This is a genomic window from Geobacter sulfurreducens PCA (assembly GCF_000007985.2).
Classification (GTDB): Bacteria; Desulfobacterota; Desulfuromonadia; order Geobacterales; family Geobacteraceae; genus Geobacter; species Geobacter sulfurreducens.
The window spans coordinates 1,869,688-1,886,060 of record NC_002939.5 but is presented as its reverse complement, the minus strand read 5'-3'; the positions used below and the strand labels follow the sequence as shown (position 1 = coordinate 1,886,060).

Here is a 16,373-nt window from a genome sequence, read left to right as displayed (position 1 = left end):
GATGCCCGATTTGATGGGAGGGTGCCAGGGCTGCGGCTGGAAAAGCTATTCCTTGAACGCTTCCAGGGTGCGGGCGAGCTGGACGATTTTGGCAACCACCAAATCTTCGATCAGGCGGCCTTTTTCCACGCTGGCTTTGGAAGGATCGCCCCACACGCCGCCGGGCCAGTATTTCCGCTTGTTGCGCACCAGCAGGCCCGGCGGAAAGCTGGGAAATTCCCGCTCGGCACAGCCCTTCACGAGGTCCGGGTGGGAGTGCATGATGCGCGAGGTTTCGATCTCGCCGGCATGGGAGTCGCCCTCGGTTTCGATGATGCTTTTCCCCTCGTGGTACGCCAGCTCGTATTCGGTGACAACGGCGATGTTCAGCTCCGGCAGTTCGGGCAGGAGTTCCTCACCCGCATCCTGGAGGGCCATCCGATGAGAACCGCCGGCATGGCCGGTGAGGATGATGACATTGCGCAGCCCCTGCTGGTAGAGCGACCGGACGATGTCCTTCATGAGGGATTTCAGGGTGCCGGTAGTGATGGAAATGGTGCCTGGATGGCATGAGGTTGAACGGCACGAGCCATAGTGAACCGGCGGGGCCACGAACAGCGGGATGAGCCGTGCAGCTTTTTTGCCCACTTCATAGGCCTGGATGGTGTCCGTGGAAAGCGGCAGGTGCGAACCGTGTTCCTCCACCGAGCCGAACGGGACCAGCACGGTCCGGGTGGCCCGGAGCCCTTCTTCGAATTCGACCATGGTCATGGTTTCGATGATCATGTGCCGCTCCTCCCGCGCAGACTTACAGCTGCCCCATGAACCGGTGGGTCTGGGGGATGATCCGGACCTCGGCCAGGTACCGGCAGGCCAGCTCCTGCAACTCCAGCGCCTTGACCGGCTTGATGCCGAGGGTGTCGCCGGCCCGGGTGACCGGCTGGAGGATCAGGGGAATGTCCCGATTCACGCCGGCTATGATCTCGCTGGCCCGGGTGATTTCCCAGTCTTCCGTTTCCTCCCCCACGACGATTTTGATGAACGCCCGGCGGGTGTTCGCTATTTCGAGGAATTGGCGGTGGTCGTCCCAGAGGTCGGTGCAGCCCGAGGTGGACGGAATTTTGATGTCCATGCCGATGATGTCGACATGGTTGATCACCAGTCCCAGGGCCGCGTGCATGACGCCGTTGGTTTCCAGGTAGACGGGAAGATGTTCTCTCAGGACCGGCAGCCACTGCATGAGAATATCGTGCCTCAGGAGCGGTTCGCCGCCGGTGATGCTGATGGAATCGTGCACGCCGGGCCAGCCCCGCTGCCACCCTTCCACCAGCGCCGCCACCCGATCGAGGGAGACCGGGTTGTCCGCGGGAACGAAGTCGCGCCGGCCCGGGGTCTGCTCGATGCGACACGGCTCGGCCGGCGTACCCGCCGGGGTGTCGCAGTAGTCGCAGGTCAGGTTGCACCCCCGGAATCGGATGAATACCTGGCGCAGGCCAATGAGCATCCCCTCCCCCTGGACCGAGGAGAAAACCTCCTCAAGTTCGGCTCCGGGTTTACTCATAGTAGGTGGCCGCTGCGTTGTCCGATTCCCAGACAGTGATGCTCTCAACTGTCACGTTGCCGTCATTGAGGCGGCGGGACAGCTCGTGGTAGAGGTAGCGGGAGATGTTTTCGGACGACGGCGATATCTCTTTGAACGGCTCCAGTTCATTGAGGTACTTGTGGTCCAGGGTCCGCAGCAGGCCGTTGGTTTCCTGCTTGAGCACCTTGAAATCGATACCCAGTCCGGCCTTGTCCAGTTCGCGGGCCGTGACCGATACTTCTACGCGCCAGTTGTGGCCGTGCAGATTCTCGCAGTCTCCCTGATAATTGATGAGGCAGTGTGCCGCGGCGAACGAGGTGTGAATCGTCAGTCTATACATGGCGCAATCCTTGATTCTGAAGTTGTCAACGCTGCGAATAGTACCACGGGGATGCATAAAATGCAAAAGCGACTGCCGCGCCGCACTGTTTAGATATTTACTTAGGTAAGTATGAACGTGTATGATTCCGGCTTGCCGGTACGGCTCACAAACCATGTGCACAAAGGAGACCATGGATGAGTGCGGAGCTTCTCGAAGGCCAGATGCCCCTGTTCGACGTCCCTGCCCCTGCTGAAAAAAGTGAAGCGCCCGCTGCCGAACCGGCAGTGAAGGAAGCGCGAAAGTCGACAAAGAAGAAGGCGGCGCCGGAGCCGGTAACGACTGCGCGGCGTGCCAAGGAAAAAACGAAAAAAGCGCCGGCCAAGGGCAGTGCGAAGGCGGTTGGCCCCCGGGGAGGCAGAGGACTGTCGGGGCTCGTGCCCGAAGGGGACGTGCGGCTTACGGCCAACATGAGAGAGGACATCCACCTGAAGCTCAAGATAGCCGCGGCCCGTCAACGGACGACCATTGGCGAGATACTTGAAGAATTGGTGGAGAAGTATATTAAATAACAGCGGTTTCCTCCGGCTGGCCATGGTCTGCCAAAGGAAACCGCCCAGCCCTCTCAGGCGGCGGCACGCGCCTCCGCACCCCCGTCACGTTCCCGGTACAGCACCACGTTCACCCGGTCGCGATCGCGACTGAACACGAAGCCGAGGTTATGCTCATAGGCCAGAAGGGCCACCGGCTCGATCTGAACGGGGTCCCTCAACCTCACGATCAGCCGGTTGCCGGCGGAGAGGTGATCAAGGAAGCCCGGCGTCACATCCAGTTCAACACCGTTTCGCTCAAGAGAGAGATCCACCACGCGCGCGCCGTCTGCGCCGACCTGGAAGTCGTCCAGGCTGAAGCGCCGGACCGCGCGGTCCGCGTCACCCTCCACAGTCTGAATAGTTCCGCCCCCGCCGATCTGGAGGCTGTCCTGAATAACGAAGCGACCCGTTCGGACGTTCTCGCCGTACCGGTCCACTGCCAGCGGTGTCTTGAGGCTGAACAGGACGGTTCCCACCTCGGTTGGCTGCAGCTCGGGCTCATGGCGGCCGATCACCTCCAGGGTCGAGGAATCGAGTCGTTCCTCGATGTCTACCGCCACTGCCTGCACCTCGGCTGTCGCGAGCTTTATGGTGTAGGTGGCTCCTGCCCTGAACGGCGTATCGGCGAGCCAGAAGATGCTGGCCCGGAATTCCCGGGTGCGGATGGGCGCTTGCTGCAGGCGGGCTATGATCTCTCCCCGTTCCACGAACAGCTCATCCTCGGTGGTGATGCCGACGCACTCACCGGCCCCGGCCCGCTCCAGCCCCGGCTCGCGCCACTTTTCCACACTCTTGACCCGGGTAACCTTTCCCGAAGGCTGAAAGATCACCTCATCTCCCTGCCGTATCTCGCCGGTCTCGACCCGCCCCGCGTAGATCCTGCGGCCATCCCACGTGTAGACATCCTGAACCGGCAGACGAAGGGGCAGCGTTGCGTCCCCCCGCACGTCGCCAAAGGCATCCAGTGCCTCCAGGATCGTGGGGCCCGCGTACCAGGGAGTGTGACCCTGGCGGCCGGCCATGTTCTCCCCTTCCCTTGCGGAGATGGGGATGACGTGGGCCGGCACGATGTGGAGCGAATGGAGGAAGGCCCGGATGTCGTTCTCCACCTCCTGGAACCGTTGCCGGTCATAGTCGATCATGTCCAGCTTATTGACCGCCACCACCACCTGGCGGATGCCGAGGAGCGATAGGACATGGGCGTGGCGCTTGGTCTGCTCGCGGACCCCCTCGGTGCCGTCCACCAGCAGGATTGCCGCGTCCGCGCTGGCTGCGCCGGTGATCATATTCTTGAGGAACTGCTTGTGGCCGGGTGCATCGATAATCACGTACCGGCGGCGGGATGTGGAAAAGAAACTGGATGCCGTATCGATGGTGATGTTCTGGACCCGTTCCTCTTCCAACGCATCCATGAGGTAAGCGAACTCGAACGGGCGCCCCTGGGCCTTGCAGGTTGCGGCGATCTCCTGGCGGCGGGCTTCGGGAATGCTGCCGGTGTCGTAGAAAAGGCGGCCGATCAGGGTTGACTTGCCGTGGTCAACATGCCCCACAATAACTATCTTCAGTGTTTCAGACTGGCTCATATCGTATCTCCTTACCCGGTTACCCGCTTACATGTAGCCCTTGGCCCGCAGCTTCTGCATGGCATAGGTGTTTTCCTGGTCCTGGGCCCGGCCGGCCCGCTCCGGTGTCTTGATGGCGCGGAGCTCCTCGATGATCTCCTCCACCGTGACGGCGTTCGACTGGATGGGGCCGGTGCAGGGCATGCAGCCGAGGGAGCGGAACCGTTTGCCGTCCCGGGCGAAGTACAGGGGGCAGAGTTCGATCCCTTCCCGCTGGATGTAGAGCCAGATGTCCAGTTCGGTCCAGTGCAGGATCGGGTGGACCCGGATGTGGGTGCCCGGCGCAAAGGTCGTGTTGAACTGGTCCCACAGTTCGGGCGGCTGGTCCTTGTAGGACCACTCGAAGTTCTTGTCGCGGGGCGAAAAAACCCGTTCCTTGGCCCGGCTTCCCTCCTCGTCCCGGCGGATGCCGAGAAAGAGGCCGTTGAAACCGTGACGCTCGATGGTCTGACTCAGGCCGTCGGTCTTGAGCTTGGCGCAGCAGTCGAGTCTCCCCTGTTCGGGCCCCGTGCCGGCGGCAATGGCCGATTCGTTGCGCCCGACGATCAGGTCCGCGCCCCACTCCCGTGCCATGCGGTCCCGATATTCGATCATTTCCGGATATTTGTAGGTGGTGTCGATGTGCACCAGCGGAAAGGGAATTCGTCCGAAAAAGGCCTTGCGGGCCAAATGGATCATGGTGGTGGAGTCTTTGCCCACCGAATAGAGCATGGCGAGATTCTCGAACTTCCGGTATGCCTCGCGAAAGATGTAGATGGATTGCGCTTCGAGTTCGTCAAGATGGCTGTTCATGGTTCATTCTCTCCGATTGGATGTCTTGTTAGCGTCAGCGCCGGTGCAGCCCGCATTCCTTGTGCTCAGGATCTTCCCACCACCAGCGCCCCGACCGGGGGGGCTGGCCTGGGGTAACGGCCCGGGTGCAGGGGGCGCAGCCGATGGACGGATACCCCTGGTGATGGAGGCGATTCACCGGTAGCCGCCGTGCCTCCGCATACGCCCATACCTGGGAGTCGGTCCAGTCCAGGAGGGGATTGATCTTCACGATACCGCCGTTGGTGTCATCAATCTCAAGAGGAGCGAGATTAGCCCGTGTCACACCGTGGGCCCGCCGCACGCCCGTCACCCAGCCGGCCAGCCCCGCCAGGGCACGCCCCAGCGGCTCCACTTTGCGGATATGACAACACTGGTGGCGATTGACAAGGCTTTCACGGAACGAAAACGGCCCTTTCCCCCGCAGCAGCCGCTCCACCTCGTCGTTGCGGGGGAAATACCAGTCAATGCCCACTCCGTACCTGGAGACGATAGCCTCGGCGACCTCATGGGTCTCCTCGGGAAGCCGCCCGGTGTCTATGGCGAAGATTCCCACCGGAAGATCATGGGACGTGATCAGGTCGATGATGATTACGTCTTCGACTGAAAAGGAGCAGGCAAGGCTCACGGCACCGCCCGCCGCTTCGATACCAATTCTGAGTATCTCCAGTGGAGTGGCATTTTCAGGGATCTGGGGCAGTGATGAATGCTTCTCTATGGCCATGGGCTATTCCCCTTCTTGATCTCGAGCGTGGCTAAATACGTATAATTAAGTGTACAAATTCAATATTGCCAACAATCAAACTTGATATAAGTGATAATGAATTCTCCATATAAAGTCAACTATCAAAATAATAAATATTGACAATAATGACGCATAATGCTTGATAAAATATGCATGCTTAGTGCGCAAAATAGATGTAATAATAAGAAATTGCTGAACATTTATACAAATTGGGCGAAGTGTTGGATACAGACAGGCATTGAGGAGGGGCTTATTGGTACTTCCATGGATTTACATGATATTTCGTCTCAGTTATCCACTTCTCTTCGGCCATGAAACATAGACCGATTCCACCAGATTCGGTATACCGTTGAAAATAGTTATTGACACGTATATTCAGATGGTTACAACCTGTGCTTATTAGTTATGCATGATGTAAAAGTACCCAATGATACGTAACAATTTTGTGACTTATCCACAGATGCACCGGGGTTATCCACATCACTCGTGGATAGCTGCTGGCGCCTGTGGAAACCGCCTGCACACCGCCTGTGCAACCGGATGAAGCACAAAAGAAAAGGCCACGATTTCTCGTGGCCTTTCGCTCCTGTCCGGCCAAGGTCGGACATTAAATTGGTGGAGGTGGCGGGAATCGAGGGAATCGAACCCAAATCCGAAACTGAACCACCTAACCTATTGAAAACACAAGGGTGCCGCTCAGGCGTTTTCGTGCTTGTGTAACACCTTTGTGTAACAGTTTTTGCCCCGTTTCACAAGGGATATTCTACCCTTTCAGCAGGTATCCGAGAAGCTGTGGAACACTTCAAGAACGTTGCCCCTCCTCTAGCCTGTTTCCTCCTGAAATAGTTTCTCAATCGAAACCATAACTATCTGATTTATATGCACTTTCCTCTTGACACACTCCTTTCAGTTCTGGTAAACCCATGGCCATGCAGTCATTAATCTTTCAATGGAGGGCATGGCATGAGCGGTTTTGTACTGAAAATTGATTCTTGTGGCGGTATGGATTACATCACAGGTATTGACGTTGACGATCATTCTGTCTGGATGAAACAAGGGAACGTCTGCCGTTACATTGAAATGGCCAACCTTCCGGAAACAACAAGGAACACTATGGCCGGTTTCAATCATAGGATAAAGCTGTTGGTTGAACGGAAGTATACCGAATTACTCAAAGACATTGAACCTGAAATACACATTCCAAAACCTTAAACTCCAGACCTAGAGGCGGCCTAAGATACCACGGGGGCTTGGTGACGATACCGGCCCCCTTTTCATATCTTCCTTGTAACTTTCCACACGTCCTACTAACGATTTTTCAAGGAACAGTCCTAGACCCATAACTACCCCTTCCCAAACAGACCCCCTTTGTTTTCCACTAGCGTATTCAGAGTACCAGTCCCGCCAAGTGCGGGTCGTAATGATCGACAATGAACCGTGGTTTGTGGCGGCCGATGTTTGCAAGGTGCTGGAGATTCAAAACGTTTCAAAGGCGGTCAGCGCATTGGACCCTGACGAGAAGGGTCTAACTACAAGTTATACCCCCGGTGGACCGCAGAAGGTTACGGTCATTAACGAACCCGGCCTTTACTCCCTCATCATGACAAGCCGCAAGCCTTCAGCGAAGCAGTTCAAACGGTGGGGTGGACTACGTTTCTCACGCCAACGTGAAAAACCCCAAAGGTGGACTACACCTCGTTTAACGAAAATGTGAAACGAGAAAAGGCTCTTCTGTTCGCACCGAATACCTCATCTCTTTAGACGCGCCAAGCAGTAGAGACGCCTAAAATAAGCCGCCTTATTTGGTAATAGGATGACTAGGGTTAGCCAATGAAAACCGCTCAGAAGCCAAATACGGAAGCCTGAGAGGTGAAAGTACTCAGTGCCGGGACAGTCAACGCAGTAGACGCAAGGGAGCTACATAAGGCCCTTGGGGTGCGCAAAGACTTCTCCTCTTGGATTAAGGAACAGATCGTTAAGGCTATGTTGGTCGATGGGGTGGACTATATCACCGCTCAAGGTTTGAGCTCCCCGAAATCGGGGAGCACAAAAGCGCGTCCTCAAAAGACCATCGAATACCTCATCTCTTTAGACGCCGCCAAGCAGATTTGCGTGATGGGGTGGACTATGAGGGTTTTCACCGAAAAAGGGAGAAACCCCAAAGGTGGTCGCCCAACGGTGGACTATTGTTCATTTCACGAAAATGTGAAGCAAACGAAGCATGGCGGCCACAACCGTCTTGACTATGAGGTTTTCCGGGTTTTCCCGATAAACCCCTAAAGGTGGCCTATTTGCTCACCGAAAAGGGCAAGCAAACTGGAAGAGGCGGTCACATCCGTCTCTATCTTGTCGCTTTCTTCTGTTTTTCGACCTGTTCTTTAAGCTCCCAATACTGGATAACAAGTTTCTTTAAGAGGGCCTCGTGTTCCTCCTGGAGTTCCTTTAGGCGGTTGATCGTGGAGCGTTGACTATTTATGGTGTACTCAAGAGTGCTCACTTGTAGCTTGAGTTCCTCAACCTCTCCGTTCAAGTCTTTCGCAAGGGCTGGAGTAGCCAGCAGGAGGAACAGAAGGGCGAGTCTTAGGGCGGACATTGGGGCCTCCTCTACGTGAAGTTTTCGGCCCAAAATACCACAAAATTGTGAAAGGCCATATGTGATTCGCGGATTGGTGAATTACCCCCCGTGGGGTGCCTTATGGTGCTACTGCGAGGACTCTTCGGCGGTACCTTTCGTTTCACCCCGTTGTCCTTCTCTGTGGTGGCTGGGTGACATGGCAGTGACTTTACTCGCCTGCTGACCTGCCTCTCAATAGGGCATGCCCTTGTGATAGGTATGGGTATGGTTGAAATAGTCTATCATAAGGGTTGACATTGGGTTTTTGATAGAATATTATCGAAACATCTTTAACTCTATTGATAGGAGGTGTGGGCCATGGCAATGATAGGTTATGCAAGGGTGAGCACTGAGGATCAAGACCTGACAGCACAGGTGAAGCAACTAACTGAGGCCGGTTGTGATCGTCTCTACCGGGAAAAGGTGTCAGGTGTGAAGCGTGATCGACCTGAACTGGTGGCGATGTTGGATTACGTGCGTGAGGGTGACGTTGTGGTGGTCTGCAAGCTGGACAGGATCGCCAGGAGTACGGCACACCTTCTTGAGATAACCGAGACGCTAGAGAGGAAGGGCGTAGCCTTTCGGGTGTTGAACCTGAACCTTGATACCACAACGCCCACAGGCAAGCTCATGTTGACAATGTTGGGGGCAATCGCCACGTTTGAACGGGAGATGATGCTTGAGAGGCAACGGGAAGGGATCGCCACGGCGAAGGCAGAGGGACGCTACACAGGGCGGAAGGCCACGGCGAAGGCAAAGGCGGGGGAAGTGTTGAGCCTCATTGCACAAGGCAAGGGAAAGCAGACCGTAGCGGATGAACTTGGGATCGGGGTAGCATCGGTTTACCGGATCATTCAGGAGCACAAGGGTTCGGTTGGCAATGCCTGTTGACTGGAGAACGTAAAGAGGGAGATTCTTTAACCCTGGCCCGTGTGTTGCCCTCACATTGTCGGACAAGCGGCCTGGAGATTCTCCCTTATGTTTCCTTATGGCATGGGTACCCGGTAAGTACCAGTAATCAGGAGTATTTTCATGTGCCCACTTATAGAAGGAACCTATCAGATGTTTACGCTTAAGTGTAGGTAATCACATAGAAATTTTTCATCTCACCACTTTAAGAAGAGAATACCGCCTGTGATTGGTGTATGTTTTAGAAATGGAGTACTATGTTCTATAAAATCCAATTTTCTATCGGTCTAAATCAGATACTTAAGGGTGAAACTCTGGGGATAATCAGAGACTTAAGGGATACTCTTACTACTCCTTACCCCTGTAAATTCCCATACTCTAGGGTAACACTGGTGTAAACTCTGGTGTAATACTCTAGTAGCCGCTACAGTTCTACTCTAAGGGACTACTGTAGAGTTATTACCTACTACGGCGTAGCCGGTAAAACCCTTACACTGGTGAAAGACTCTGGTGTAAAACATAAGGTATCTACTATAGGGGGGGGCATTATTGCAACTATAGTGCCAATATCTATATTTTCTCAATGGTCAACCTATGTATCCCTTATGGTTAACAATAGTCTCCCCTGTGTTCCTATCTGTTTTTTTCACTTCCTTGGGCGGTAATTCAGCCCCGTGTTAGCCTTCTCCCTCAGTTCCCCAATGTCAACCCCATAGTCCAGCTTCAAGAGTGCCTCAAGTAACGGTCTCGGGTAATAGCCCTTTCCATATAGGCTGTATGTCATGTTTGAGTTTTCATGCCCTAAGACTTCAGCCGCTACAGTTTCAAGAACCCCTGATTGCTTCATAGCCGTGGCTACGGTGTGCCTGAAGGAGTGAAACACCTTCTTCTTGTGGGATGTGATATACCTACGGTTGAACCGCTGATACCACTTCCCGAAGTCTTGACCGTAGCCGTCACGCTTCAACTTCAGGTTTTCCCATAGGCGCTTCGCTCCCTTCTCGCGGAGCATTTGCACATATCGCATGAAACCAAGTTCAATCAATACGGGGTGAACGGGGACAACCCTTTTGCCAGCCACGGTTTTTACCTTCTTTGACCCCTCCTCCTCAATACGGAAGCAAGGGACGCCATCAATATCTTGCACGTCCTCAAGGTGTAACTGGCATATCTCATTCAGCCGTGCCCCTGAATAGAGGGAGATCAACGGTATCCAAAAGCGTTCAGGTTTATTTGGGGCGTACTCAAGGGCACGGAATAGCCGTTGAATATCCTCACTATCGTAGGTGTCTCGTGCTGCTGAAGCCTTCACCTTCTTCTTTTCCTTTATGGTCAACCCCTCAGCTTCATTGGTGGTGACGTACTTGTGTAGCTTCGCCCACTTGAAGAAAGAAGCAATCCGTATAAGGTACTTTCTCACGGTGGTTAGACTCATCGGGGGAAGGCCCATTTCTAGGACTTCTTTCAGGGGCTTCCCTTCCTTTGCCCTCCCCTTCTTCGGATTAGCTGGCAGCTTCACCAGTGTATCCCTGAAGCTCATGAGGTCTTGATGGGTGATGGTTGTAATATCACGGTCCCCTATCAGCTCAAGGAATACAGCAAGGATACTTGTGTTCTCCTGTTCCGTCTTTGGTGTCCACTTCTTACAGGTGAGATGGTCCTTTACATACGCCTGAATCACCTCGGAGAGTAGCAACCCCGCCTGTTTCTCTTCCGCGGCCTCTTGTTGCCGATACAGGCGGCTTCTGTCGTAATCATTAGAGTAGTCCCCCATAATCCGAGACGCTTCAACGGTGCACACCTCTAGCGCCCTCTTGAGCAGTTCCCGTGCAAGGATTGCGTATTCCTCTGAATCCTTCGGCAGCGTAAGCCCTCTTTCCTTCAGGACAGAATCCACCAGCTCCCCGGCCCTCTTCAGCCCTCTGGCCCTTGTCTCTTGAACGTCCAAGTCAGACAGCGCCCCCTTGTAACGATCAGCTAGATCACCATACGCAAGTAGCTTGCCCTCTTTCTCATCATGTGTCCTTGGGAGAAAGCCCCCTTCCCTGTGCCCTTCGCAGTATTCCAAGGTTGAATGAAGGTACTCTTCAGCAATCTTTCTTAGCTGGTCTCTGGTCAACTCTCTGTTCCTCATCTTCTCGAAGGTGATTTCGGCTTTGGCTGCCTCAAGTTTCCCCAAGGTCCGGGCCTTCTTATGGTCTGCCGTCTTGAGAGACCGCCATACCTCTAGCCTTCCGAAAGGCTCTCTAAGGTCAACAGGTATCCGAACCCTGAAATAGAACCTTGCCCCTCTTCTTACCAAAAAAGGAAAACCCATGGAACCCCCTTGTGTAACAGTAATGCGTTACACCCGAGCAGCACCTTGGGTTTTCGTCCCAAAACCTTAATGATTTCAGGTAATTGGTGGAGGTGGCGGGAGTCGAACCCGCGTCCGAAGATCATACACCGAAGGCGTCTACATGCTTATACCAGGATTTGATTTAGCCGCCCGACTCTCCCCTGGCAGGGATTTCCGGGAAGCGATTCCACTAAGGTTTCGCCTTGGGGCCGTGGACCCTCCCCGCAACTATCCCACTAAAATGACGATCCATCTTCACCCGTGGGAGAGGCTCAGCGGATCGGTAGCAGGTTATTAAGCTGCTACAGCGTAGTCGTAATTATCGGCGTGTAATTCGCCCCGGGCTTTTTAACGAGGCCAGCCCGGACCTCGGCATGCAACCATCAGCTTCCTATCCCCGTCGAAACCTGTACACCCCCTTGTAAACTCTGTTCAGTGACTCTTGCTCTTTTCTCTGAGGGCCTGGGCCATCTCCCTCGACTGGTCTTTCTTCTTCATGTCTTCCCGCTTGTCGTAGAGCTTCTTGCCCTTGGCAAGTCCCAACTCGACCTTGGCGAGGCCATTCTTGAAGTAGAGGCGCAACGGCACAACCGAGTATCCCTTTTCGCGGATCTTGCCGAAGAGCTTTTCGATCTCTTTCTTATGCATCAGGAGCTTGCGCAGCCTGTCAGGATCGTGGTTCTCCCGGTTGCCGAACGCGTAGGGATTGATGTGGAGATTGTGCAGAAAGATTTCACCGTTACGGATCAAGGCAAAGGAATCATTGAGGTTTGCCTTGCCGTCGCGAAGGGATTTCACCTCGGTCCCCTTCAGCACCATTCCCGCTTCAAAACGCTCTTCTATGAAGAAATCGTGAAACGCTTTCTTGTTGTTGCAGATCAGCTTTTCTCCCATGCAAATGATACTAACAGATATGGTGAAATCATTGCAAGGAGTAAAAAAGACTATGGTTGTCCGCTATTTGAGGGGGAATTAGCGGGGTTCTGTCCGGTCGGTGAACCTGCCGGACAGAATCACATGGAGAAGTTCTCCGCTGCCGATAACGGCTTCGTGGAGTCCTTCGCCGGTGCTCTGCGGACCAGGTAGTTTCATGACAAGCAGATCGGCGCGTTTGCCCTTCTCGATGGACCCTACCCGATCGGCGAGAGCGAGCTGTCGTGCCGAACCGATGGTTGCCATGGCAAGGGCCTCTGACGGGGTGAAGACGCCCGGGAAGAGATCGAGGAGGTAACGCATTTCATCCCAGAGTGAGAGGGAATCGTTGCTGGCCAGCGAGTCGGTGCCCAAGGCAAGGGGAATACCAAGTTTCTTCAAATAGGCGACAGGTGCGCGCCCCACAGCAAGCTTTTCGTTGCTCCGGGGGCAAAGCACAATGCCGACTCCGCGTTTGGCCAGGGTTTCGGCATCCGACGGCGTAAGATGAACGCAGTGGACCGCCGAGATGGCACCGTTGAGGACGCCGAGTCCGTCAAGCCAGGCGGTTGCGGTAGCACGTCTCGGGGCGGGAAGGTACGACTCCCACCTGACGTGGGAATAGAGAAGCTCAGCAATTTTTCCGGTCGAATCGAAGAAGAAATCACTCTCTTCCCGGGATTCGGCCAGATGGATGATTCGCGGCACGTTGTACTCTTCCGCCAGCCGGCGAACATTCTGATGGAGCTGCTCAGAAACAGTGTGGGGGGCATGGGGCGAGAGGCCCGGCAGTAAGTCTCCAGCAGGGAAAGAAGCTACGGCGGCACCAAGCTCCGAGATGAGCTCGGCGCTGCGGACCGGGTCGTGGCCTATGGCCTCGAGAAAAAGCCGCCCCCCCAGGCCGGAATCGGCATACAGAGGGAGGAGCGACCGGTCGGTGAGAATTTCGCCGATGGACGTGGTCCCCGCTTCAAGGCAGATGCGCAGCCCTTCCCGTACGGAAAGTTCCTGTTCCTGCCGCGTCAGGGCCCGGCGGATCTTTATTACCTGGATGATCCAATCAACGTACGTCCGGGGTGAGTAATCGATTCCCTTGCGGATTTTCCATGACGGGAAATGGGTAAGCTCCAGGTGCGTGTGGGCGTTGACGAGGCCGGGAAGAATGGTGCAGCCCGGAAAGTCGTGAACGGGACAGCCGTACCGGGCACGAAGCTCGGCAAACGTACCCGTATCGACTATCCGGCCATTGTCGACGGCTAGTGCGCCGCCGGCGACAGGGGGCGATGAAATGGGAACAAGGTATGAGGCGGCGTAGAGCTCCATCGTACTGATCCTCGCTTAGTCAATCATCCCGCTCGTTAGCACAAACAGAACGTCATGCTTCTACCATGAAGCTGCTTTTGCCAAGCCGGTACAGAGCTCTTCCACCTGCTGCAGCACTGCCTGAATCTCCGGCAGTTGCACGAGTTCACACTGCTCCGCCAGTACGGACTCCAGAATCTCGTCAGTTGTCAGCGGGTTGGCCAGGACGACGCGCAGCACGGTGAGTTCCCGATCATGGCGCGCCACATGCAGCCGTGTCCGGGAGACAAATGTTTTCCCGGCTTCGCGCTGGAATTTCTGCAGCAACTGGCAGACCAGATCGAGGAGTGCATTGATATCGGCGCGTTCCCGGTCCGTCACGTCGTGCAAGGTCTGCTGAACGGCGGCCGGGCAGTAGCGATAAGTAAGGATATTCAGTTCCGGTTCGCTGATCAGTTCGAAATCGGGATGCTGCTTGATCATGTCGGCAAAGGTGCGAGCACGTTCGATCCCCATGTCGATCAGCAGTTCGTACCCTTTGCGTCCAATGATCGAGAAACCGGCATGTACCAACATCGCCTTCCCCGGCCGTGATCCCTCCAGGGTATGGCTGCCCAGGTCCTTGGAACCGTGGCGCAGGATATAGTTGGCGTGATGCTCGATGGCCGACAGGGCGGTGGGATCCTTGAAGACGACCATTCCCGCCCCCATCGGCACATAGAGCTGCTTATGCCCGTCAATGGTGACCGAGTCGGCTCGCTCGATACCCTTAAGCAGAGAGCGGTGGCGATCCGAAAAGAGGGTCGGTCCACCCCACGCGGCATCCACATGGAAATGGCAGCCAAGTTCCTGAGCAAGATCGGCCATCGCCTCCAGAGGGTCCACGTTGCCGGTTTCGGTGGTTCCGGCGATGCCGACCAGTGCCAGCGGGAGCGTGTTCCGGTCCTGGAAGCGCCGGCACTCTTCTCTCAGTGCCTTGAGGTCAATGCGGTTGTTCGCGTCGGTTTTCACCTTGACCAGATCGTCCCGGCCAATGCCGAGCAGGTCGGTCGCCTTTCCCAGGGAGTAGTGCCCCCGTTCGGAGACGAGCACGGCAATGCCGTCCGCGCCGCGATGCTTAAGCGCACGGGCCAGCCCCTCCTGGGCAATGCCGCGAAATGCTCCGTTCGGGGCAAACAGGCGGTTGCGTGCCACCCACAGGGCCGTAATATTGGCGATGGTACCGCCGGAACAAAAGGCCCCCAGAGCATGCCGGCTGTTATGAATCCATGATGGGTAGAAGTCCTCGTCGCGGCGATAGACCAAGTGGTGAAGCATGGCAAGGACCTGCCGTTCCATCGGTGTAAAGGCCTTGGATGTCTCCACCTTGACCACGTTCTGGTTGAGGGCGGTCATGAGACGCGCCAGCGGCAGCATGAAGTACGGGAGCGCCGAGGTCATGTGACCGACGAACGCCGGCGAAGCGGTATGGACCGAGTGGGCGACGAGGTTCTCTTTGACGAATTCGGTGTATTCGGAAACGTAGGTCGGTTCTTCCGGAATGGAGAAGGAAGAGAAATTTGCTTCGATATCTTCCAGATCACGCTCGATGGCGACGATATGGGTCTGCAGGAAACCGGTAACATCGCCGGAAATCGCCTGATCGATAGCGCCGAGGGTCGAGTCGGGTGCTTCAGGCACGGTGAAGATCCGGTAGAGGTTCTCAAGGCTGGCACGAGCTGCGTCACGATTTTTCGGCATGGTTCGCTTCATCCTCTGGGCAGGCAGTCGTCAGGCTGCCCGCGGGCACAGACAACTACTGCTCCTCACCCAGGACGCAGTTGTCGATCAGCCTCGTTGTTCCTATCTTGACGGCCAGGGCGAGGAGAGTCTTTTCATTGGCCGCTTCCACCGGCTCAAGTGTTTCGCTGTCACGGAAATCAGCATAGTCGATGGCGGCGCCGGGCACTTCGGTAAGTATCCGCAACACCGTGTCGCGCAGGCGTGCGACGCTTCGCTCACCATCGGTGAACAGGGTTCGTGCGGCGGCAAGGGACCGATTGAGGCAGAGGGCGTTAGTGCGCTCCTGCGGCCCCAGGTAGGCGTTGCGGGAGCTCATTGCCAATCCGTCCGGCTCGCGGATAATGGGCATGCCCACGATGCTCAGATCCATGTTCAGATCCGCAACCATCCGACGGATTACGGCCAGTTGCTGGAAGTCCTTCTTGCCGAAAAACGCCGTGTGGGGCATGACGATATTGAAGAGCTTGGCCACAACGGTGGTTACTCCGCGGAAATGTCCAGGCCGGCTCGCTCCGCAGAGAGGAAGCGTCACCTTTTCCACATCGACATAGGTCTGGAATCCGGCAGGATACATGTCATCGGCCCGGGGGGCGAAGATCACGTCCGCCCCGGCTGCTTCGGCAACCTGCAGGTCTCGCTCCAGGTCGCGTGGGTACGTGGTGAAATCCTCGTTGGGGCCGAACTGGGTCGGGTTGACAAAAATGCTCACCACCAGGATGTCCGCCCGGGTGCGCCCCTCGCGCATGAGCGAGGCGTGTCCGTCGTGGAGATAGCCCATGGTGGGGACCAAGGCAATGGTTTTCCCCGAACGCCTGGCATCGCGGGAAAATGCCTGCATGTCGGCAACAGAATCTATGATGCGCATG

17 protein-coding genes and 1 other RNA gene are annotated in these 16,373 nt (G+C 55.8%); 5 read left to right on the top strand and 13 right to left on the bottom strand.

Features of this window, described 5'->3' with window-relative positions:
• Nucleotides 1-45: 45 nt before the first annotated feature.
• Genes GS_RS08605 through queD form a run of 3 tightly spaced genes read right to left on the bottom strand, consistent with a single transcriptional unit; the run spans nucleotide 46 to nucleotide 1,901 of the window.
• Nucleotides 46-765 carry a creatininase family protein gene (locus GS_RS08605; RefSeq protein ID WP_010942367.1) on the bottom strand — a complete coding sequence of 240 codons (720 nt, stop codon included), beginning with the start codon at nucleotides 763-765 and terminating at the stop codon, nucleotides 46-48.
• A gap of 22 nt (nucleotides 766-787) precedes the next feature.
• Entirely contained in the window at nucleotides 788-1,540 is a 753-nt protein-coding gene (locus tag GS_RS08600; RefSeq protein WP_010942366.1) for a 7-carboxy-7-deazaguanine synthase QueE, read from the bottom strand.
• On the bottom strand, nucleotides 1,533-1,901 hold the full coding sequence (queD, locus tag GS_RS08595) for a 6-carboxytetrahydropterin synthase QueD (RefSeq protein ID WP_010942365.1): 369 nt from the start codon (nucleotides 1,899-1,901) through the stop codon (nucleotides 1,533-1,535). The genes GS_RS08600 and queD overlap by 8 nt, the downstream gene beginning before the upstream one ends.
• A 176-nt stretch (nucleotides 1,902-2,077) precedes the next feature.
• Here queD and GS_RS08590 point away from each other — a divergent pair, with 176 nt between their 5' ends.
• The gene (locus GS_RS08590; protein WP_010942364.1) at nucleotides 2,078-2,452 is read left to right on the top strand and encodes a plasmid partition protein ParG; all 375 of its coding nucleotides are present in this window, start codon (nucleotides 2,078-2,080) and stop codon (nucleotides 2,450-2,452) included.
• 53 nt (nucleotides 2,453-2,505) lie between these two features.
• Here GS_RS08590 and GS_RS08585 read toward each other — a convergent pair whose 3' ends face one another.
• Genes GS_RS08585 through GS_RS08575 form a run of 3 tightly spaced genes read right to left on the bottom strand, consistent with a single transcriptional unit; the run spans nucleotide 2,506 to nucleotide 5,629 of the window.
• A complete protein-coding gene (locus tag GS_RS08585) occupies nucleotides 2,506-4,056 on the bottom strand; it encodes a sulfate adenylyltransferase subunit 1 (protein ID WP_010942363.1) in 1,551 nt (516 codons plus the stop codon).
• 27 nt (nucleotides 4,057-4,083) lie between these two features.
• Nucleotides 4,084-4,887 (bottom strand): sulfate adenylyltransferase subunit CysD, encoded by an 804-nt coding sequence (gene cysD, locus GS_RS08580; protein WP_010942362.1) that lies wholly within the window; start codon nucleotides 4,885-4,887, stop codon nucleotides 4,084-4,086.
• Nucleotides 4,888-4,921: 34 nt separating this feature from the next.
• Complete coding sequence (locus GS_RS08575; RefSeq protein WP_010942361.1) at nucleotides 4,922-5,629, bottom strand: phosphoadenylyl-sulfate reductase; 708 nt, start codon at nucleotides 5,627-5,629, stop codon at nucleotides 4,922-4,924.
• Between the two features lie 984 nt (nucleotides 5,630-6,613).
• Here GS_RS08575 and GS_RS08565 point away from each other — a divergent pair.
• The 3 genes from GS_RS08565 (at nucleotide 6,614) to GS_RS08555 (ending at nucleotide 7,930) form a co-directional block, all read left to right on the top strand.
• Nucleotides 6,614-6,862, top strand: a complete 249-nt coding sequence (locus GS_RS08565) for a hypothetical protein (RefSeq protein WP_010942358.1) — start codon at nucleotides 6,614-6,616, stop codon at nucleotides 6,860-6,862.
• 196 nt (nucleotides 6,863-7,058) lie between these two features.
• The gene (locus GS_RS08560; RefSeq protein ID WP_262421267.1) at nucleotides 7,059-7,364 is read left to right on the top strand and encodes a BRO-N domain-containing protein; all 306 of its coding nucleotides are present in this window, start codon (nucleotides 7,059-7,061) and stop codon (nucleotides 7,362-7,364) included.
• Between the two features lie 155 nt (nucleotides 7,365-7,519).
• A complete protein-coding gene (locus tag GS_RS08555) occupies nucleotides 7,520-7,930 on the top strand; it encodes an antA/AntB antirepressor family protein (RefSeq protein ID WP_010942357.1) in 411 nt (136 codons plus the stop codon).
• A 61-nt stretch (nucleotides 7,931-7,991) separates the two neighbouring features.
• On the opposite strand, the gene GS_RS08550 is transcribed toward GS_RS08555, so the two are convergent.
• Complete coding sequence (locus GS_RS08550; RefSeq protein ID WP_010942356.1) at nucleotides 7,992-8,243, bottom strand: hypothetical protein; 252 nt, start codon at nucleotides 8,241-8,243, stop codon at nucleotides 7,992-7,994.
• A gap of 339 nt (nucleotides 8,244-8,582) precedes the next feature.
• On the opposite strand from GS_RS08550, the gene GS_RS08545 reads away from it, so the two are divergent.
• On the top strand, nucleotides 8,583-9,155 hold the full coding sequence (locus GS_RS08545; RefSeq protein WP_010942355.1) for a recombinase family protein: 573 nt from the start codon (nucleotides 8,583-8,585) through the stop codon (nucleotides 9,153-9,155).
• A gap of 664 nt (nucleotides 9,156-9,819) precedes the next feature.
• Here GS_RS08545 and GS_RS08540 read toward each other — a convergent pair.
• The 6 genes from GS_RS08540 to panC form a co-directional block, all read right to left on the bottom strand.
• Nucleotides 9,820-11,490: a site-specific integrase gene (locus tag GS_RS08540; protein ID WP_010942354.1), complete on the bottom strand. Its 1,671-nt coding sequence runs from the start codon at nucleotides 11,488-11,490 to the stop codon at nucleotides 9,820-9,822.
• An 84-nt stretch (nucleotides 11,491-11,574) separates the two neighbouring features.
• Nucleotides 11,575-11,930, bottom strand: a transfer-messenger RNA (tmRNA) gene (gene ssrA, locus GS_RS08535).
• A gap of 13 nt (nucleotides 11,931-11,943) precedes the next feature.
• Nucleotides 11,944-12,405, bottom strand: coding sequence for an SsrA-binding protein SmpB (gene smpB, locus GS_RS08530; protein ID WP_010942353.1), 462 nt, complete (start codon nucleotides 12,403-12,405; stop codon nucleotides 11,944-11,946).
• A 78-nt stretch (nucleotides 12,406-12,483) separates the two neighbouring features.
• Entirely contained in the window at nucleotides 12,484-13,746 is a 1,263-nt protein-coding gene (locus GS_RS08525; protein ID WP_010942352.1) for an amidohydrolase family protein, read from the bottom strand.
• 60 nt (nucleotides 13,747-13,806) lie between these two features.
• Entirely contained in the window at nucleotides 13,807-15,465 is a 1,659-nt protein-coding gene (gene panP, locus GS_RS08520; RefSeq protein WP_010942351.1) for a pyridoxal-dependent aspartate 1-decarboxylase PanP, read from the bottom strand.
• Nucleotides 15,466-15,520: 55 nt separating this feature from the next.
• Entirely contained in the window at nucleotides 15,521-16,372 is an 852-nt protein-coding gene (gene panC, locus GS_RS08515) for a pantoate--beta-alanine ligase (RefSeq protein WP_010942350.1), read from the bottom strand.
• Nucleotide 16,373: the final 1 nt, after the last annotated feature.